Source organism: Carboxylicivirga linearis, assembly GCF_018271995.1.
Taxonomy (GTDB): Bacteria; Bacteroidota; Bacteroidia; order Bacteroidales; family Marinilabiliaceae; genus Carboxylicivirga; species Carboxylicivirga linearis.
Map to the genome: position 1 here is coordinate 216,803 of NZ_JAGUCO010000007.1, position 19,962 is coordinate 236,764.

Below are 19,962 nucleotides of genomic sequence, written 5' to 3' on the forward strand. Positions count from 1 at the left end.
AAGGAGCTTATAGCTCCTTTTTTTGTTTCTTCTTTTTAATCTTGGGATATTCTATACGAGCATGATAAATATTCTTCAGTTTAGTTTTAAAAACCTCCTTGGCTTCGGTAATTTCAGCAAAAGTGATCGGTGCATTAATAAACTGATCTTCTTCAATTTGTTTATCTATAATCTTTTCAACTAATTTATCAATTTCGTCATCCGTATATTTCTTTAAACTTCTGGAAGCTGCTTCAATAGAATCAGCCATCATTAGAATTGCTGTTTCTTTTGTAAAAGGTGTTGGACCTGGGTAGGTAAAGATGCTAACGTCAGCTTCTTTATCCGGATTGTCATTTATAAATGAATTGTAGAAATACCATGTTTTTGTCGTTCCCTGATGAGTAGTAATAAAGTCGATAATTTGTTTAGGTAGCTTTTGCTTCAGAGCCATTTTAACACCATTCTCAATGTGATTAACAACTACTCTTGCACTTTCTTCATACGTTAGCTCGCTATGTGGATTCAGACCTTCAGCCTGATTTTCGGTAAAATACATTGGCGATGCCATTTTACCAATATCATGATACATAGCTCCGGCTCTCACCAATGCCGGATTTGCATTTAATCGGTATGCAACTTCCTGAGCCAAATTACCCACCTGAATACTGTGCTGAAAAGTACCAGGACAGGCTTCAGCCATTTTTCTTAAGATAGGGTGATTGGTGTCTGAAAGCTCAACCAATGTAACATCAGAAAGAAAACCAAAGAGTCTTTCAAAAATCCAAATAAGCGGATAAACCATTAAAAGCATAATGCCATTAATTCCAAAATAGATAAACATCTTGACATTGATGGATGTGAAATCGCCTTCTCTCCATAATGATAGTGCTATGTAAAATAATGAATATGTTATAGTTATAAGTATGGCCGCTCTAACTATATGACTTCTTCTAACCATTCTGAACAGGCTGAATAATGCAACTAAACCGGCAGGTATTTGAATGAATACAAACTCAAAGCTGTTTTCTGTAAAAAAGGCACTTATTAAAATGGTAACAACATACATAAAAAATGCCAGTCGACTATCGAAGAAAGTTCGGATAATAATTGGTAGTATGGCAAATGGGATAATGTAGAACGGAAAATCTTCAAATACTTTTTCAAGACTTGCCAACCCCACCATTATGAGTGTAATAAGCAATATAAATCCAATGGAGTTAATCGACTTAAAAACATCGTTTCTGAAATAATATAAGAACAACAGGATGGTTATAAATATGAGCGTCACCATTAATAGTTGTCCGGCTAATATAAAATAGTAGTTGGAAGAGGTTGAGAGCTTTGATTCATAACTTTTTCGTAATGAATCCAGCACTTTTACCGTATTGTCTTTCACAATCTCTCCTTGGTCAATAATTCGTTGTCCGGCCAATACCCTTCCTGATGTTAATGAAATATTTTCTTGCAGGTTGGCAATCTCTTTTGGATTTCGTTCTTCATCGTATATGATGTTTGGTTCTATATAATTATTTAATTCCAGGTCGGTAATAAACTGAGTTAGTTGCTGGTCGATAACTCCTGCGTCACCAACAATGGCTCTAATGGCTGTTGTGGATACATTTTGATAGGCTTGTGTTTGTAAATACATTTCCGACAAGGCATAGGGTTCAGCATAGCCTCCTGTTACCAACATTAGTTCAAAATCGTCTTCAACGCCTATGTATTGATCAGGAAGCAGTATAATCCCACTGTTGTAAATCGACCCAAGCCCTTCCTTAATAGCCTTTTTAATAAACCCAAAGTAACTGGTGTCTTTGTTATAAGATTTTGATAGGTTGGGGTATTTTGATTTTTGTGAACTGACTGTTTTGTTAAAGTCCTTCTCGAAACGAGCCAATACTTCCCTTTTTTTTGTGGTATCCTTATAAAAGTATGGACGGTAATGAGTTATTAAACTATCGTTCTCTATTTTGAGTTCGGCATTGGTTTTATATATCGGAAAGTCAAAAGGTGCTATTAATGTTTGATGTTTCCACGGCAATCCGCTAATGTATTCATATCCAAACTTACCCGTTTTAGGCAGTAAATAAGTGACTATTCCAATAGCAATCATGAAAAAGATAACCCTCACTAGTGGGTGAAAATATTTAGATTTAAAATGAGGAAAGCGCTCAAGCATATGATTTAATTTATGAAATATTGGATATTAATAGATCAAATGTAAGTAAAACCTTAGATTTTTTAATAATTTGGCTACTTATAAATAGCACTATTATCCCGCTGTAAATGGAAAAGTCAATTTGTACCTTTGGATATATTCCGGTAAGAAAAGATCCGGAAGAGCAGGCTGAAATGGTAACTCAAGTATTGTTTGGTGAGTCTTATGATATAACTGAACGGATTGAAAAATGGTGTCGGATCAAACTCCATACCGATGGTTATGAAGGGTGGATTGATGCCAAGTTGGTTGAAAAACTATCTGATAAAGCAGTGGAATTGTGGAAGAACTCGCCCAAATGGTTTGTGCCCGGCCCCTTTATAAAAGTCGTATCAGAGCCTGAAAAGTCAACTCACTTCATATCAGGAGGAAGTCAGATAGTAATGAATACTGCTGATAGAAACTGTTTTACGATAGGGACTAAGGATTTTTGTATATCAAGTAATTATAGTATTAGTAAGCCGGTTGGGGAAATTACTGATGTTGCCTATTCGTTTATTAATGTGCCCTATTTGTGGGGGGGCAGGAATTTTTTTGGTTTAGACTGTTCCGGTTTTGTGCAAATAGTATATGCTATTAAAGAAATTCAAATACCACGCGATGCTTCCCAACAAGTTAAATTAGGTACAATGGTATCGTTTGTAGAAGAAGCAGTGGCTGGTGATTTAGCATTTTTTGATGATGAGGAAGGAAATATAGTGCATGTAGGCATGTGCTTAGGGAAAGGAGAAATAATTCACGCTTCAGGACGCGTTCGGATTGATAAATTTGATCATCAGGGAATATTTGACAACACTACCAATAAGTATACTCATAAATTAAGAGTGATTAAAAGAATTATAGAATGAGTTTTACCTATGAATATCCGCGTCCTGCGGTAACCACAGATGTATTATTAGTAACCCGGAATAACCCCCAAAAGATATTATTGATCGAAAGAGGCAACAATCCGTTTAAAGGAAAATGGGCATTGCCAGGTGGTTTTGTTGATATGGATGAAGACCTTAAAGATGCTGCATTGCGTGAGTTGGAAGAGGAGACAGGTATTTCTGGTGTGAAGGTGAAGCAATTCAGAACCTATGGAGGAGTTAATCGTGATCCAAGACACAGAACTATATCGGTTGTGTACAATGGATTTGTTTCTGGTGAATTAGAATGTGCTGGACAAGATGATGCCGCCGATGCTCGTTGGTTTGATTTAAATGATTTACCCGATTTAGCTTTCGATCATTCATTGATTATAAAGGAGGCAATTGAGAATTTAAACCTTTAAAGAATTGGCAAGTACTATATTGGATTCCGGACCCATGTTAAAAATTAGGTCAAGAATACTCATATTAGGAATAAATCCATGTTTCTGCGCAAATACCTGCCAATACTTAATTGTCTTATAATTTCTATCGTAGTCTGGATTCTGTTTAGGGCTTATGAGGTACCTTAAATCGTCCATTCCTTCTTCCGGATGTACATATTCATTACTAAGACTAAAAGTTATATTTAACTCCAAAGCGTCTAAAATTGTTTGAAATAAGTTGATGTTATAATCAACTAAAGAATCATATTTCTTTTGATAGAAAGGTAGAAAATCATCCGCATAGTATTCAAAAAAAGGAGAGGAGTTATACGCTGAAGAAATAGACCGCCAGTGTTGTTTTTGCCAGTCGGTATCATAACTTATTTTAGCATCTTGTGTTTTTATCTTCACATTTTTTTTATTTACAACCGGAACAGATAGAGCTAACGGTCCGTTGGCAGCAACAATGTTACATCTATTGCGGTATGACTTTCGTTCATACGAACAATTTTGTTCTATTATTATATGATTGCCATCTTGCAGATGAGCAAAAAGCTGAATGGGTCCCAGATATGTAAGAGGAATTATTTTATTCGGTTGTTTCATTTTCGGTTGTTTGCTCTTTTGGGGTCTCTATCTTTTGCTTCTTTTTATCCTTTACTTTTAAGAAGAAGAAATACGATGCTCCCGTTACGGCACCAAAGATAAACACACAGATTAACAATACCGCTAATGAAATAGATACATCTTTAAAAAAGAATTTAACTGTTACATCTTTTGCGTTTTGAACTGAAAAAACTACCAGAATAATGGCAAATACTGTGGCAATCCAAAAGGTCTTTTTCATAGTTGAAGTTTTGAGTGTTAGAAATTTTCAACTAATGTAAGAATTGCATTTTATTTTGTAAACGGTAATTTATTGATAACTCCTATAATATGACTTTCGGGCACAAATCCCCAGTATCGGCTATCAAAAGAATGAGGGCGGTTATCACCAGCTACCCAGTAGTAATTCATCTTAAAAGTATATTGAGTACTTAACTTCTTGTTGATGTATATTTTTCCGTTATTCAACTCAATGTTATTCTCTTCATAAGCTTCAATAATTCGCCAATACAAAGAAATATTGTTTTCATTAATATTAACCGATAATCCTTTGGATGGAATAACTGCCGGTCCCCAATATGAGGCATTCCATAATGTTAAAGTGTTAAAAGGAAAAACATATGGATCGGGCATATTTAATGGTCTTTCTTCTCTTTCAAGATAATCTTCCCAATGATTGTCATACACCACTTTTTCCTGTATTTCAATAATCTGCTTCATTTCTTCGGTATAAGCTGAATTGGCAGAATTAAGAATAGAAGTTTGAATATTTTTAGGTGTGTTGTTGAGTAAGGTGTATTTATTGATAAAAATAGAATTGAATTCAGAAGGCTTTCCATTGATATAATTATCTCCATTAATAATTTTAAGAGTATCACCTGGTAAGGCAATAATTCGTTTGATAAAACGGGGACGTTTATTTACGGGAGAGTACGCAATTGGAGTGTGAGCCATTTTATTAGGCTTACCACTTATTTTAGTTTCTCTTTTCTTGAAATGATAATTTACTTTAGGGTTATCTATAAAAATGGTATCCGCTTCAGGAAAATAAAAAACAATCACATTCCCATAAATCAGCTCTTTAAAACCGCGAACTCTGTGATAATTATTTGGATTATTAATGGATTTACCTTGTCCTATTTCAACCTTATTCATTAAAAAAATATTTCCCGAATGAAAGGTGGGTTCCATTGAGGAGGATTGAAGCGTGTAGATACCAAAAAGATAGGTGTTGATAAATAGTAAAACAATAATGGCATAAACCGAAGCCATCAGCCAACCAATTAAGTTTTTCTTTTTAGATCCAGCTTTATCTAAAAATAGGTTGAGTTTATTATTAGTTGGTTTGTGCCATAAAACAAAAAGATGAATCAATAGAACCATCACTAATAACCAGCTTTGAGCCCATATACTAAGTAGTAAAAAAGCAATGGTCAGTATGTAGCGAATGATTACTTTTTTATTCATTCAATTTTATTTTGAGGTGATAAAAAAGAAACAGCAAGGCTTTTGGGGACCTTGCTGTTGTTATGTTTTAGTTTTTATGAACTATTTTAAAGAAACGGTCCCAGCGGATGTTGGCAGGGAATGATTTATCCGGATCTAATGATAACCAAACCAGGATTGGTTTTCCAACAATATGATCTTCAGGAACAAATCCCCACGATCTGGAATCGGCCGATTTATGCCTGTTGTCTCCCAGCATAAAATAGTAATCCATTTCAAAAGTATACTTCGTTGCAGGTTGATCATTAATGTAAATCTGACCATCTTTTACCATCAGCTTATTGCCTTCGTAAGCAGTAATTATTCTCTCGTAAATAGGTAAATTCTTAATGGTTATATCAATGGTTTCACCTTTTTTAGGCATTGCAAGAGGGCCGAAATTATCACGGCTCCAATTGTAATCAGAACTGTAAGGAAAAACCTGAAATCCTGTGTTGTTAGGGATTTCTTCATCAATGGTTATTGATTCAATAAATGGCATATCCTCAACTAACTTTGCTTTATCTTTAGTTAAAGGAATATAGTAAGAATTTCCCATTCCCTGACGATCAATTTTTGCAACTTCTAATCTTTCGTAAAAACGATCGTTGAGTGCTGTACCATCAGTTTTTATGAGATAGTTGTGTTGCAATCCTTCCGGATTATCAACAGCTTCGCCATTGATGTAAACCTGATTATGTCTGATCTCAAGTACATCACCTGGAAGAGCAATACATCTTTTTACATAGTTATCGCGTTTATCAACCGGACGAGAGATGACAGTGCCAAATCTTTCAGGGTGACTATGAATAAACTTCCTGCCAATATTCATAAAATAATGATTGCGCTCCCAGTCTGAATTGAATGGTTGCTTTGGCATTAAATTATTATTTTTTTGAGCTTCCTGAAGTCCGGTAATTAACATCTGATTGTAATAATCAGGGTTGTTAGATAAAAACGGAACGGTATCACCTGCCGGGAAGTTAAAAACCACAATATCGTTGTTTTTTACGTTGGTAATACCTGCTAACCTTTTGTAATCCCAATGAGGCCAGTCGAGGTATGACTTTATATGTGTGGTAGATGAAAATGTATTTTGCACTAATGGAAAGGCAATAGGGGTGTTTGGCATACGCGGACCATAACTTGCTTTACTTACAAATAAATGATCGCCCACTAATAGTGACTTTTCCAATGAACTGGTTGGAATTTTGTAGTTCTGAAACAAAAAGATATTGATAATATATACCGCAACCAGTGCAAAAACAATCGCATCTATCCATTCAACAATGGGGCTTGGCTTTTTGCCATCTTTCCTTTTTTTCCAGAATCCCCAAGGAATTTTTTTAGTAATATAATTATCAAATAAGAGAGGGTAGCCTAGTAAAAACCAATAGTTTTCAATCCAAACAACCCAAAGGATAAAGATGATGCTTGCAATAACAAGCTTTATCCACTTGAAATATGGTGTGTTGCGCATTATTTCAAATTTTTATTAAAAGTTAAGTAGGTCTTTCATGTTAAGCATGCCTTTTTTACCTTGTGTAAATTCAGCTGCTAATACGGCTCCTAAAGCAAAGCCTTGTCGTGATTTGGCACTGTGATGAATAACTATTTCATCAACCGGTGAGTCGTATTTTATGGTGTGAATACCCGGAACCTGACCTTCGCGAATTGCTTTGATGTTAATTTCATCTTCTTTTGCGGTATCAAGGGTCCAGTTGTTTTTTCTTTCTAAGTTGTTGATAATACCTTCTGCTAAAGTAATAGCTGTACCACTAGGTTCATCCAGCTTTTGCGTATGATGTACTTCTTCCATCGATACATCATATTCTTTTACTTTATTCATAATCTTAGCCAGTTGCTTATTAATCTCGAAAAAGATATTAACACCCAGGCTGAAGTTAGAAGCATAGAAGAAAGTTTGTCCATCTTCCTTACATGCTTTTTCAATTGCAGGAAGCTGATCAAGCCATCCGGTTGTTCCGGAAACTACAGGAACATTATTTTTAAAACAATTCTGATAATTGTTAAATGCTGCTTCGGGACGGGTAAATTCTATGGCTACATCGGCCGATTTAAAAGAATCGTCATCAAATGAGTCGGAGCTGGTGACGTCAATCTTACTAACTATTTCGTGTCCTCTGTCCAGGGCAATTTTTTCAATCTCTTTGCCCATCTTACCATATCCTACTAATGCTATTTTCATTTCGTTTATTTCTTTTCCTATCTGAGCAAAGATAAAAAAAGCATGTAAGTAATTGCCGTAAAAATTAGTTTAGTTTGAGATTAATAAAAGTAGGTGAGGGGAAAATAAAAAAGGAGGTCGATATGACCTCCTTCATTAGATATTTTGTGAAGCTTAATTAAGCTGCTTTCATCGCTTTTTTCACAACTGCTTTAAAAGCTTCTGGATGATTCACTGCTAAATCGGCAAGAACCTTACGGTTGATTTCAATGTTTTGTGCATGTAAAGCACCCATCAACTTACTGTAAGATACACCTTCGATACGAGCTGCAGCATTGATACGCTGAATCCACAATGCACGGAAATTGCTCTTTTTCTTCTTTCTGTCGCGATATGCATACGACATACCTTTTTCGTATGCGTTTTTAGCTACCGTCCAAACATTTTTTCTACGACCAAAGTATCCTTTGGTTTGCTTTAAAAGCTTTCTGCGTCTCTCTCTTGACGCTGCATGATTTACTGATCTTGGCATTTTAAAATCATTTTCGAATGGTTAGCGTCCCAGTCTCTGTCGGGATCTTTCGGCTAATTCACTCAGTTTAAAAATTAATTTTCTCTCTCTTCTTGAAATTTGTTCTTACTTCATGTTCAATAATAGCTTGATGTTTGTTTCATCAGCTTTATGAACAGTGCCAGCATAGGTCAAATTTCTCTTCTGCTTTGTAGTCTTCTTAGTTAAAATGTGACTTTTAAAAGCATGCTTCCTTTTAATTTTTCCGCTTCCAGTGATGGTAAAACGTTTCTTAGCACTGGAATTTGTCTTCATTTTCGGCATTATTCCTATATATTTAGTTAAAAAATATCCGTTATTTTTTCTTTGCCGCTTTTGGAGCGATAAACATGATCATACGTTTACCTTCCAATTTTGGTAGTTGTTCCACTTTACCCAGTTCTTCAACATCTTGTGCAAAGCGTAACAATAAGATCTCACCTTGTTCTTTAAATAGAATTGATCGTCCTTTAAAGAATACATAGGCTTTTACTTTTGCACCTTCCTGTAGAAACTTCTCGGCATGCCTTAATTTAAACTGATAGTCATGATCGTCGGTATTTGGTCCGAAACGAATCTCTTTAACTACCACTTTAACAGCCTTCGCCTTCATTTCCTTTTGCTTCTTTTTCTGTTGATAAAGAAACTTTTGGTAATCAGTTATTTTACAAACTGGTGGATCGGCTTTAGGTGAAATTTCAACCAAATCTAGATCTAACTCATCCGCCATCTTTAAGGCGTCTGATGTAGAAAATACACCTGGATTATCAATATTATCACCCACCAGTCTTACCTGTGGTACTCTAATGTGCCTGTTTATTCTGTGTGCAGGTTCTTCTTTTATAGGTCTTACCTGCCTTCTGTTCGGTCTAGCTATAGTTAAACCCTCCTTCTTTAGTTAATATTATTGTCAATCGCAGAAAGCATTTTTTCAACTTCCTGATTAATAAAACTTACAAATTCTTCGAGTTTCATGACCCCATTATCACCTTCACCTTGCTTACGAACGGCAACTTTTTGTTCTTCAGCCTCTTTTTCTCCTACAATTAGTAGATATGGAATTCGCTTTAACTCGTTGTCTCTGATCTTTTTACCTATTTTCTCATTGCGGTCGTCTAAGACGGCACGAATATCGGAATTATTTAGGAAATTCAAAACTTTTTTTGCGTATTCATTATGCTTTTCACTAATAGGGCAAATTACCACTTGTTCAGGGGTTAACCACAATGGAAATTTACCTGCAGTGTGCTCTATCAATACCGCAACAAAACGTTCCATACTGCCAAAAGGTGCACGGTGAATCATAACCGGACGATGCTTTTGGTTGTCGCTTCCAATGTACTCTAATTCAAATCGTTCCGGTAGGTTGTAGTCCACCTGTATAGTACCCAACTGCCACTTACGGCCTAAAGCATCTTTCACCATAAAGTCAAGCTTTGGTCCGTAAAAAGCTGCTTCACCGTATTCAACAATGGTGTCCATGCCGCGTTCTTCACAAGCTTCAATAATTGCTTGTTCAGCTTTATTCCAGTTGTCTTCGCTTCCAATATATTTAGAGTGATCTTCAGGATCGCGCAAAGAAACCTGTGTAATGTATTCTTTAAAATCTAATGCTTTAAAGATGTATAATATAATGTCGATAACTTTTTTGAACTCATCTTTTATCTGATCTGGTCGGCAGAATAGGTGAGCATCATCCTGAGTAAATCCTCTTACTCTTGTCAAACCATGCAACTCACCACTTTGTTCATAACGATATACGGTTCCGAATTCAGCAAAACGAATAGGAAGATCTTTGTATGAACGAGGTTTTGTCTTGTAAATCTCACAGTGGTGAGGACAGTTCATTGGTTTTAGCAAAAACTCTTCTCCTTCAGCAGGTGTGTTGATAGGTTGGAAGGAATCTTTACCGTATTTAGCATAGTGACCGGAAGTCACGTACAATTCTTTATTACCAATGTGCGGTGTGATTACTGGCTCGTAACCATACTGCACTTGTACTTTTTTCAAGAAGTTCTCTAATCGTTCGCGCAAGCGAGCTCCTTTAGGTAACCATAAAGGTAAACCCTGACCAACCTTTTGTGAAAAAGCAAATAATTCAAGTTCTTTTCCAATTTTACGGTGATCACGTTTTTGAGCTTCCTCTAAAAGAACAAGGTATTCCTCAAGCATTTTAGCTTTAGGAAATGAAATAGCATAAATACGAGTTAATTGTTTGCGAGTTTCATCACCTCTCCAGTAAGCACCTGCAACACTTAATAATTTAACAGCTTTAATAGGAGCTGTTGAAGGTAAGTGTGGCCCGCGACATAAATCGGTGAAGTTACCTTGCTTATAAAACGAAATGGTTCCGTCTTCCAAATCGTTGATTAACTCCAGCTTATATTCATCATCTTTTTTAGTGAAGTAATCTAAAGCATCATTTTTAGATACTTCACTTCTGACGTATTGTAGTTTCTGGCTTGCCAGTTCTTTGAACTTCTTTTCAATTTTTGGCAAATCACCATCCTTTATTACAACATCATCGCCCGGATCGATATCGTAATAAAAACCATTTTCGATGGTTGGTCCGATACCAAACTTAGTTCCCGGATAAAGAGCTTCAATGGCTTCGGCCATTAAGTGAGCTGATGAATGCCAAAATGCATGTTTACCTTCTTCGTCCTCCCATTTGTGCAGCTTAACGGCAGCGTCGGTGGTGATAGGGCGCGTTAAATCCATCAGGGTGTCGTTTACCGTAATAGATAATACTTCTTTAGCCAAGCGAGGGCTAATACTCTGCGCAATATCAAGGCCTGTTACGCCTGATTCGTACTCTCTGACACTTTGGTCTGGAAAGGTAATTTTTATCATTCTCTTTTCAGTTTTATAGAAAAATCACGCAAAGATAAATAAAACAGAGCAAACAATCGTTTAATTCTATTTTGATTTATAACTTTTTCACTCACAAAAACTGAGGAGAACGATTGGGTTGAGTTTAAAGGCGATTCTCGTAATCAAACGTAACAGGAAAAGGATCTTAAGGTTGATTCCGAGAATTCGCGTGATTATGCTTTATGAAATCTTTTACCACGTTTAAAAACAAGACGTTTTTCCAGTTCTGTTTTTTCTTTGGGCGGCGCCAGTAGATAGGTTTGACAATCGTCACCGCAACATCCGTCGTGCTTGGTTTTACAATCGTCGCATTGGATAAACAAAAGATTACACTTTTTATTGGCGCAATTGGTATGACTGTCGCAAGGTTTGCCGCATTGATGACAATGACTGATGGTATCATCAGAAATGCGTTCTCCTAAACGATTATCAAAAACGAAATTTTTTCCCTTAAATGTGTTTTCCAATCCTTGAGTTGACACTTGGCGCGAATAATCGATGATTCCACCCAAAAGTTGGTTAACATCAGAAAAACCATGGTGTTTCAGATAAGCACTGGTTTTTTCGCACCGAACACCACCTGTGCAGTAAAGAAGAATTTTGTCATTTTCTTTTCCTTTTAATTTATCTAAAATTTCAGGAAGCTCTTCCTTAAATGTTTCAGCATCGGGTAAGAGGGCACCTTCAAAATGTCCTATTTCACTTTCGTAATGATTTCGCATATCTACAACAGTGGCACCTTTATTCAAAGCCTCGTTCCATTCTTTAGCTGATAGGTGCTGTCCCACATTGGTTACATCATATTCTGTGGGCTGCAGCCCGTCAGCTACAATTTGTTTTCGGACTTTAACCTGCAGTTTTAAAAATGATTTACCATCATCTTCCACTGCTATTTTAAAGGGAACATCTTTAAATAAGCTAATTGATCTCAGGTGCTTCTCAAAATCGTCCCACCTATGGTCGGGAACGCTCATTTGTGCATTGATGCCTTCGTTGGCGATGTATATTCTGCCGAGGCAATTCAATTGATCCCATTTTTCGTATAGCAGGTTTCGCATTGCCCAGGGATCGTCAATTATTACATATTTATAAAACGAAACGGTTGTGCGCTTAAAAGTTTCGCGGGCAAGGCGCTGCTTTAATTCTTCGGGGCCAAGTTTATTGTATAGTCCTTTGTTTTTACTATTTGGATCCATTATTACCTTTTTGACTGCAAAAATATAAATCAAAAAAGAAAAAGAGATAAAAAACTCTGTAAATAAATTTAAAAGAACGGGGAATTGCTGAAGTTCCCCGCTTAACTTGGATTCTCTAGTATTAAAGTCCACTAAAATCAATGTCGTTAAACACCATTGTTGGACTTAATATGCTGGAATAAGGATAAGGGTCGTTGCCTAATTCGGTAAGTTTTTGCCAGAATTTTTTAGCATTACCTGAGATATTCATTTCATTAACAGGTTGAACTAATTTTCCGTTTTCAATTAAAAATCCTGAAACACCAAAAGAAAAGTCACCTGTAGTAGAGTTTGAGTTGCCTCCATTGAAAGAGGTAACAAAAATACCTTTTTTTATATCATTCGCAATGGAGTCGAAATCTCTTTTCCCTAATTCAAAACGAATGTTAGATGGTTGACCTCCATTGGGTGTCATATTTAATTTTTTTCCGTAATAATTATCAATGTAATATTGATTCAATATTCCGTTTTCAATCATTACCCTTGGTTGTGCTGCAATGCCGTCTCCATCATATAATCTTGATCCAAAACCTCCTTCGATAAACGGATCGTCTATTAAGGTGAGTTTAGATGAAGCGATGGATTTACCCTGCATTCCTTCAAGATACGAACTTTTTTGTTGTAATGCACGGGCTTGCATTGGTCCAACAAACATATACAGTAATCGTGCAACGGCTCTGTTTTCAATAATCATTTCGTATTTACCGGAAGCTATTTTGGTTTGCCCCATTTTGCGAATTGCGTTTTGGGCTGCTTTTTTACCCAATTCATCAGGCGTGGGCATGGTTTTAAAAAATCGGCTACCTCCCCAATGGTATCCTTCGGGGCGGGCATCGTCATCTTTAACGGTTACTTCACCTCCGGCCCAGAATGAGGTAGAGATGCGCTCGCCAACAAATCCGTTACTGTGTACTTTTACACTTTCAGAATAGTCGTCACTGTAACCTCCGGTTGCCGATATAATTTTATCACTTTGAGCACGAGCTACCCTTTCAATTTCTTTGGCAATATTTACTTTATCTTCGGGAGTTACGCTTAAATAACTGCGATCCTCAATTTTTAAATCTTTTTCAAGATTCTCGGGATAAAGAGATGGATCAGGTAATTCGCGAAAATCATCGGCACTTAAGTATTTGGTTGCTTCAACTGCCTCTTTTATAAAAGTCTGGAGATCTTTTTTGTTAAGATTGTTAGTTGAATGACCTGAATATTTATGATCACGATAGATATTGAGCGATAAGCCGTTGGTAGTTGATTCTTTTATCTTTTCAATTTTTTGTTCGCGGACTTCGATTTCTACTGATCGGGAATTATATACAGAAGCTGCAACTTCAGTAGCTCCTTGTTTTTTTGCATAGTCAACGGCCCAAATGGCCAGATCTTTACGTTCTTTAGTATTCATTTTAATTGAGTTTTGAGTTAGACAAGGTTAGGCATTTACACCGCCAACAGTAATTTTTGAAACTTTAACGGTAGGCAGCCCCATAGAAACAGGAACTCCTTGTCCGTTTTTACCACATGTCCAACCTCCTTCTGCCATTTTAAAATCATCGGCCACCATTTCAATATCAGAAAGAACTTTTGGCCCATTACCAATAATATTGATATCCTTGATGGGTTGAGTTAATTTTCCATTTTCGATAAGATAACCTGATTTTACGTAGAATGTAAAGTCACCAGCACCAATCATTACCTGTCCGTTGGTAAATGTTTCGGCAAAAATTCCATATTTAACAGACTCAATAATTTCACCTTTTTTATGCGGACCATTTTCCATATAAGTGTTGCGCATACGAGGCATTGGCATATGACGGAATGACTCGCGGCGACCGCTACCAGTTGTTTTTACACCATAATGCTTTGCGCTGATTCTGTCGTGAAGGTAAGAGGTCATAGTTCCGTTTTCAACCAGGTAGGTTTTCTCGGTGTCGTTCCCTTCGTCATCAACATTAATGGAGCCTCTTACATTTGGGTTGGTTCCATCATCAACAATGGTTACAAAGTCGTTAGCAACTTTCTTTCCAATCTTATCGCTAAAAATAGAAACTTCTTTACGGTTGAAATCAGCTTCCATACCGTGACCGATGGCTTCGTGTAATAAAATACCTGAACTTCCTGCTGCTAATACAACCGGTAATTCGCCAGCCTTTGGTTTAACCGCCTCAAATAAATCGGTAGTGCGTTTAACTGCTTCGGAAGCCAATAGATCTATATTTTCGGGAGTGAAAAATTCAATTCCTCTTCTGCCCGAAAGATTATATCCGTTTTGTTCCTTTTGTCCGTTTTGTTCGGCCGAACAACTTACAGAAATTTGCCCCATGGGTTGATAGTCGTATGTCATTCTTCCTTCTGAATTGGCAAACAATACATAGGAAGTTTCATCCATAAACCACACATTGGATTTGATGATACGATTATCAAGGGCAAATACCTTATCGTTGATTTGTTGCAGGTAAGGGATTTTTTCATTGATTGAAACTTCCTCCCATGGAGTTTTAATTAAATAATAATTAGGAAGTTTCGGAGATTCAAAGGCTACTGGTTCTACTTTTGTTGTGCTGTTTGCAATGTTAGCTGCAGTTCGTGCTGCAGATTTCATGGCATCCATGCTTATTTCTTCACTAAACGAATATCCTGTCTGATCGCCTTTTAAAACTCTGATGCCAACCCCCAGGCTCACATCAGAATAAGCCCGGTTTACTGATTTATCTTCCAAACCAATGTAATTTCCGATCATATGTTGAAAATATACATCGCAATAATCTCCTCCTTTAGATAATCCTTCTCTAATTATGTCTTGAATCATATTTTTGGTAACACCAAAGTGTTCAAGGTAGTCGTGTAATGTCATGTTGTGTCCTGTTGCTGACGGGCCGCTTGTGCACCCCGTTAATAAATGTGGCAAAATAGCTGTTCCTGCGGCAGTAACAGCGCCAGCCCGTAAAAAATCTCTTCGGTTGATTGTTGCTTTCATTAAGTTAAGTTTAGATTGTTGTTGTACGCAAAAAGCAGATTGAAGAAGCTTTTTGAAGCGTTGTTTGTGGAATAATGCAAATTGTCAGAAAGTAAAAGTATGTTTTTTTGTTATGTATTGCAAGGTTGAAAAGTTAAAGTTTTGAATGTATCTATATAAATATCTTTAGTTTATGGTTGATAGGATGAGGTGGTTTGTTGGGAGATAAGCAACATAAAAAAAGGCGACTAAACTAGCCGCCTTTAGGTGTTATAAAGATTCTTAATTACCAAAGTTTTTCAGGGTAAATGCCATTGGCAATAAGTTCATCAATTTTCTTTTGAACCAATGGTTTGTCTTCTTTGTAGGTTACTCCAAACCATTTTGAATCGGTTCGGATTACTTTTGTTGAAGCAACTCCTTTCTTAATCAATTGATCAACTACAGCATTGAAATAAAATTCCGACTTCATTTCTTGTCCTTTTTCTTTTAGGAAATCAAGAAATGCATCTTCCAGCTTTTTGAAATAATTAGGTTTGAATGCCCAAAAATTCATCGAAACAGCTTCTGATCCGGTTAATTCGGTTTTGGATTCTTCTTCATAGAAAAAGATTTTCTCACCTTCGTAACCAATTTTAGTTCGTTCCACAATGTTAACGAGATTGCCATCCGCATTGGTTTCGCATACACCTCGTGATACTGTTCCATGCTCCGACAAAGTATTGTCTAATCTGTAACCAACCATGGCATACTCATTCTCATCTTTGCTTTCGCCAACAAAATCAAAAACTTGCTGATAAGCTTCGCGGCCGTAAAAATCATCTGCATTAATAATGGCAAAAGGTTCGTTAATAACATCTTTAGCCATCAATATTGCATGACCTGTTCCCCAGGGTTTTTCGCGTCCTTCAGGTACAGAATATCCTTCGGGTAAGTCTTTTAAGTCTTGATAGACATATTCTGTTTTAATTTTGCCAGCTAAACGAGGTTCGAAGCGTTCTTTAAAAACATCCGCAAAGTCTTCGCGAATGACAAAAACAACTTTGTCAAATCCCGATTGAATTGCATCATAGACAGAGTAGTCGATAATGGATTCTCCATTAGGACCTAATTCGTCCATTTGTTTCAGTCCTCCATAGCGGCTTCCCATGCCGGCAGCAAGAATCAGTAATGTTGGTTTCATATCAGAATGGTTTATTTTAAGTTCTTATTTATTATTGTCGAAATCTTTCTTCAGTCCAAGGTACAACCAATTTGCCAAAGCCTGACGGTTATCGGCAATAACAAATCGCTGTTGATCGCGGTAGTTTTGAATGTTACCCAATTCTACAAACACCGAAACGGGTGTTGTATTGCGTAGAATGTATAAATTTCTGTCGCTTACTGTGCCTTCAAATCCTCTGGAAGGCTGATGTTCACCGTATTTTTCGTTAAAGATGTCGCGCAGTGTAGTGGCAAGTATTTTTCCGTTTTTACTTTTTTTGTAGTGATAGAAAAATACATCTATTTGCTTACGTTTACTTCGACTGTCGAGATGTAAGACCAGAGCACGACGATATTTCTCTGTATCCTTTTTAAAACACTCGTTTACTTTATTGGTACGCTGTTTTAAGCGATCTATCTGATTTAAAGGTATGGTTTCTCCCATGCAGGTTTCATGATTATCATACTTCAGGATTTGTTCATCTCTGATTCCATCATCCGGGTCCTGAATAATAATGTGAACTTTAGCTCCGTTTTCCTTTAGCTTTTTTGCTAAACGGAGTGTTATGTCATAAGCGTATTCATCTTCATGTAATTCGTGTGAACCATATTTGCCAATGGCTCCCGGGTCAGGTCCTCCATGACCGGACACAAGATAAAAGACAGATCCCTTCATTTCGTCCGATTCAATCGGAAATGTTTCACGTTCTTTACCAAAAAGGGATTCGAATAAATTAGTTTGCTTAACCGGAATTAAATAGCTTTCGTGTAGTAAAAGACTGTTCTTAGAACCAAATTTACCTTTATTTAGTTGTAAGAATTCTTCCATATCCTCTTTGGGGGACAGATGATTTCTTATCATAAACGAATGCAGTCCTTCACCGTTTTTAGGTTTACTACTTATTGGTTTTGATGTTTGTGCTGATAGTATAGCAGGTAACAACAATAATAGATAAAGTATATAGAAGTGTTTTACTTTCATTTTCATAAAGCACAAAAATATAGTTTTTAAGTAATTCGGAATAATATTGAGCTAAGCTGACAAAACTATTTTATTAATAGGCATTGAACATGTATTAAATCAGTTATTTATAAGATGAATTTGATGGATGTCAATTGTGAATGCTTAGATGTGCTAATTAATTTTCTATAGCTTATTGTGATTATTGGTCTACAGTCTAACGATCTAAAAGTCTAATATTTGAACAAAAGATGTTGTAAATGGGTAATATTTCAGATATTGCAATAAAATCAAAACCTTAATCTATGAATAATTCACTGCATACTGTACTGGGGGCTTCCGGAGGTGTTGGTCAATCGGTTATAAAAGTTTTAAAAGAAAAAGAAATACCTGCAAGAGCTGTGTCTCGATCCAAGAAAATGGAAGGTGTTGAATCTGTTAGTGCTGATGTATTGAAAAAGGATGACGTTGATAGGGTAGTAGCTGGATCGTCAGTGGTTTATTTATGTGTTGGTCTGGAGTATAAAACAGAAGTGTGGCAGCGCGATTGGCCTGTTTTGATGGATAATGTGATTGAGGCTTGCAGTAAGCATAATGCAGTATTGATTTTTCTCGATAATGTGCATATGTACGGTCCGGCTCCTTTGCAAGGGCATTTTGATGAAGGTTATACCGAAGAACCTACTACCGAAAAAGGTAAAGTAAGAAAAGAGATAGATGATAAACTTAAGGCAGCTTTTTTACATGGTAAGTTAAAAGGAGTTATTGCCCGTGCAGCCGATTTTATAGGCCCAAATGCCAAAAATAGCGGATTTTACTTTTCTTTTTTAGAGCGGATGCTAAAGGGTAAAGCACCTCAATCTGTATTGCCTCGGGGGCCTAAACATACATATGCGAATACTATAGATTTGGGTAGGGCTTTGGTAGAGCTGGCTCTAGAACCTGAAACATACAATACGGTTTGGCATCTGCCTGTGGGTGATCCTGTTTCGGTAGATGAAATGATGGCTGTTTTTAATGATGCTATGGGTACTTCCTACAAAGTATCGTATATTCCTAAGTTTGTGAGAAAGTTAATAGCTGCTTTTGTGCCGGTTGTAAAGGAGTTTGATGAAATGTTGTATCAGTTCGAATATGACTATATTATGTCTTTTGAAAAATTTAAAAAGCAATTCCCCGATTTTAAAATTACCCCATATAAAGAAGCTGTTAAGCAAATGGTGGATTCTTTTCAATAATTAAATCATTCTGTAAGTAGCATTAAATAAGGAGTAATGGGTGTGAACTAAAAAAATAGTTTAAAAACTAAATAATTAGTTGGATAAACGAATTAAATAGTTACATTTGTTTTGTCAATAGAATTCATGGGTAATAAAAATAACTGAAATGACAGCGAAACGATTAACAAAGCGTGAAGAAGATGTAATGAAGATATTATGGGAAGCGGGCAAAGGATTCGTGAAAGACCTGTTGCAAAAACACCCCGAACCCAAACCTCATTATAATACGTTTAGTACTATAGTAAGAGGGCTGGAAGAAAAGGGTTTTGTTTCTCATAATGCTTATGGCAATTCTCACGAGTATTTTCCTGCGATAAGCAAAGAAGACTATCGCAAGCTGTATATCAAAAATATGGTATCTGACTATTTTGAATCATCTTACAAGAATGTGGTTTCCTTTTTTGTAAAAGAAGAAAAACTGAATGTGGATGATTTAAAAGAACTGATTGAATTAATTGAGAAAAAAGAAGAGTGATGGCATATTTGATAGAGTGGCAGGTTAAAGCTGCTATAATGGTGGCATTAATGGTAATAGTTTTTGCACTTTTCTTATCGAAAGATGCGCTGTTTAACCGGAATAGAATATGGCTTTTAAGTACCTTATTTGTGCCGTGGATAATTCCGTTGTTAGCTATGCCTTTAAGTGTAAAATCAATACTGTTTGCTCCGGAAGCAGAACTTGATCTGACAACTTTATCAATACCAGTAACCGTTCAAGCTAATACAACAGTTAAGGCGGCATCGGTATTTGATTGGTCGTATTTATTAATGGCTGTTTATATCTTGATTAGTTTAGTGTTTGTGGTACGTCTGTTATGGGGTTATGCTTTTCTTCTTAAGCTAAAAGGCAAAAGTAAAAAGTTAAAAGAAAATGGATTTAATCTTTATCTGTTGGAAGATAGAGAGATTAATCCTTTCTCATTCTTTCAATCGGTGTTTGTTCCTCAATCGGTGATGGAACAAAATGACCGAGACCATATTTTAAATCACGAACAAACCCATTGCCGCCAATGGCATTCTGTTGACATTACCCTGGCAGAATGGATGTTGATATTACAATGGTGGAATCCGTTTGCATGGTGGCTACGGAAATTAATAGCCCAAAACCATGAATTCTGTGTTGACAAAGCCAT

The 19,962-nt window shown here is 36.4% G+C and carries 20 protein-coding genes; 5 read left to right on the forward strand and 15 right to left on the reverse strand.

What is annotated here, in order from left to right; translation table 11 throughout:
* Positions 1-7: 7 nt before the first annotated feature.
* Complete coding sequence (locus tag KEM10_RS12170; RefSeq protein WP_212216278.1) at positions 8-2,161, reverse strand: HD family phosphohydrolase; 2,154 nt, start codon at positions 2,159-2,161, stop codon at positions 8-10.
* A gap of 107 nt (positions 2,162-2,268) precedes the next feature.
* On the opposite strand from KEM10_RS12170, the gene KEM10_RS12175 reads away from it, so the two are divergent.
* Entirely contained in the window at positions 2,269-3,048 is a 780-nt protein-coding gene (locus KEM10_RS12175; RefSeq protein ID WP_212216279.1) for a C40 family peptidase, read from the forward strand.
* Complete coding sequence (locus tag KEM10_RS12180; protein ID WP_212216280.1) at positions 3,045-3,473, forward strand: NUDIX domain-containing protein; 429 nt, start codon at positions 3,045-3,047, stop codon at positions 3,471-3,473. Before KEM10_RS12175 ends, KEM10_RS12180 begins: the two co-directional genes overlap by 4 nt.
* Here the strand turns inward: KEM10_RS12180 and KEM10_RS12185 are convergent.
* The 14 genes from KEM10_RS12185 to KEM10_RS12250 form a co-directional block, all read right to left on the reverse strand.
* Positions 3,462-4,100 carry a WbqC family protein gene (locus KEM10_RS12185; RefSeq protein ID WP_212216281.1) on the reverse strand — a complete coding sequence of 213 codons (639 nt, stop codon included), beginning with the start codon at positions 4,098-4,100 and terminating at the stop codon, positions 3,462-3,464. The two genes, KEM10_RS12180 and KEM10_RS12185, sit on opposite strands and share 12 nt — an antisense overlap.
* Positions 4,084-4,341, reverse strand: a complete 258-nt coding sequence (locus KEM10_RS12190; protein WP_212216282.1) for a lipopolysaccharide assembly protein LapA domain-containing protein — start codon at positions 4,339-4,341, stop codon at positions 4,084-4,086. The genes KEM10_RS12185 and KEM10_RS12190 overlap by 17 nt, the downstream gene beginning before the upstream one ends.
* A 50-nt stretch (positions 4,342-4,391) precedes the next feature.
* Complete coding sequence (gene lepB, locus KEM10_RS12195; protein WP_212216283.1) at positions 4,392-5,567, reverse strand: signal peptidase I; 1,176 nt, start codon at positions 5,565-5,567, stop codon at positions 4,392-4,394.
* Between the two features lie 67 nt (positions 5,568-5,634).
* The gene (gene lepB, locus KEM10_RS12200; protein ID WP_212216284.1) at positions 5,635-7,065 is read right to left on the reverse strand and encodes a signal peptidase I; all 1,431 of its coding nucleotides are present in this window, start codon (positions 7,063-7,065) and stop codon (positions 5,635-5,637) included.
* A 15-nt stretch (positions 7,066-7,080) separates the two neighbouring features.
* Positions 7,081-7,794: a 4-hydroxy-tetrahydrodipicolinate reductase gene (dapB, locus tag KEM10_RS12205; protein WP_212216285.1), complete on the reverse strand. Its 714-nt coding sequence runs from the start codon at positions 7,792-7,794 to the stop codon at positions 7,081-7,083.
* A 157-nt stretch (positions 7,795-7,951) separates the two neighbouring features.
* Complete coding sequence (gene rplT, locus KEM10_RS12210) at positions 7,952-8,305, reverse strand: 50S ribosomal protein L20 (RefSeq protein ID WP_212216286.1); 354 nt, start codon at positions 8,303-8,305, stop codon at positions 7,952-7,954.
* A gap of 105 nt (positions 8,306-8,410) precedes the next feature.
* A complete protein-coding gene (gene rpmI / locus KEM10_RS12215) occupies positions 8,411-8,608 on the reverse strand; it encodes a 50S ribosomal protein L35 (RefSeq protein ID WP_212216287.1) in 198 nt (65 codons plus the stop codon).
* A gap of 31 nt (positions 8,609-8,639) precedes the next feature.
* The gene (infC, locus tag KEM10_RS12220; protein ID WP_317196661.1) at positions 8,640-9,200 is read right to left on the reverse strand and encodes a translation initiation factor IF-3; all 561 of its coding nucleotides are present in this window, start codon (positions 9,198-9,200) and stop codon (positions 8,640-8,642) included.
* Positions 9,201-9,217: 17 nt separating this feature from the next.
* A complete protein-coding gene (gene thrS, locus KEM10_RS12225) occupies positions 9,218-11,176 on the reverse strand; it encodes a threonine--tRNA ligase (protein WP_212216288.1) in 1,959 nt (652 codons plus the stop codon).
* 194 nt (positions 11,177-11,370) lie between these two features.
* Complete coding sequence (trhO, locus tag KEM10_RS12230; RefSeq protein ID WP_212216289.1) at positions 11,371-12,393, reverse strand: oxygen-dependent tRNA uridine(34) hydroxylase TrhO; 1,023 nt, start codon at positions 12,391-12,393, stop codon at positions 11,371-11,373.
* A gap of 121 nt (positions 12,394-12,514) precedes the next feature.
* Positions 12,515-13,834: a TldD/PmbA family protein gene (locus KEM10_RS12235; protein WP_212216290.1), complete on the reverse strand. Its 1,320-nt coding sequence runs from the start codon at positions 13,832-13,834 to the stop codon at positions 12,515-12,517.
* Between the two features lie 27 nt (positions 13,835-13,861).
* Entirely contained in the window at positions 13,862-15,406 is a 1,545-nt protein-coding gene (locus KEM10_RS12240; protein ID WP_212216303.1) for a TldD/PmbA family protein, read from the reverse strand.
* Between the two features lie 265 nt (positions 15,407-15,671).
* On the reverse strand, positions 15,672-16,568 hold the full coding sequence (locus KEM10_RS12245) for a nucleotidyltransferase family protein (RefSeq protein ID WP_212216291.1): 897 nt from the start codon (positions 16,566-16,568) through the stop codon (positions 15,672-15,674).
* Between the two features lie 24 nt (positions 16,569-16,592).
* Positions 16,593-17,576 carry an N-acetylmuramoyl-L-alanine amidase family protein gene (locus KEM10_RS12250; protein ID WP_212216292.1) on the reverse strand — a complete coding sequence of 328 codons (984 nt, stop codon included), beginning with the start codon at positions 17,574-17,576 and terminating at the stop codon, positions 16,593-16,595.
* 278 nt (positions 17,577-17,854) lie between these two features.
* Here KEM10_RS12250 and KEM10_RS12255 point away from each other — a divergent pair, with 278 nt between their 5' ends.
* The 3 genes from KEM10_RS12255 to KEM10_RS12265 all read left to right on the forward strand — a co-directional run.
* The gene (locus KEM10_RS12255; RefSeq protein WP_212216293.1) at positions 17,855-18,787 is read left to right on the forward strand and encodes an NAD-dependent epimerase/dehydratase family protein; all 933 of its coding nucleotides are present in this window, start codon (positions 17,855-17,857) and stop codon (positions 18,785-18,787) included.
* A gap of 148 nt (positions 18,788-18,935) precedes the next feature.
* Complete coding sequence (locus KEM10_RS12260) at positions 18,936-19,304, forward strand: BlaI/MecI/CopY family transcriptional regulator (protein WP_212216294.1); 369 nt, start codon at positions 18,936-18,938, stop codon at positions 19,302-19,304.
* On the forward strand, positions 19,304-19,962 hold a 659-nt coding region (locus KEM10_RS12265; protein ID WP_212216295.1), incomplete at its 3' end, for a M48 family metalloprotease. The genes KEM10_RS12260 and KEM10_RS12265, both read left to right, overlap by 1 nt.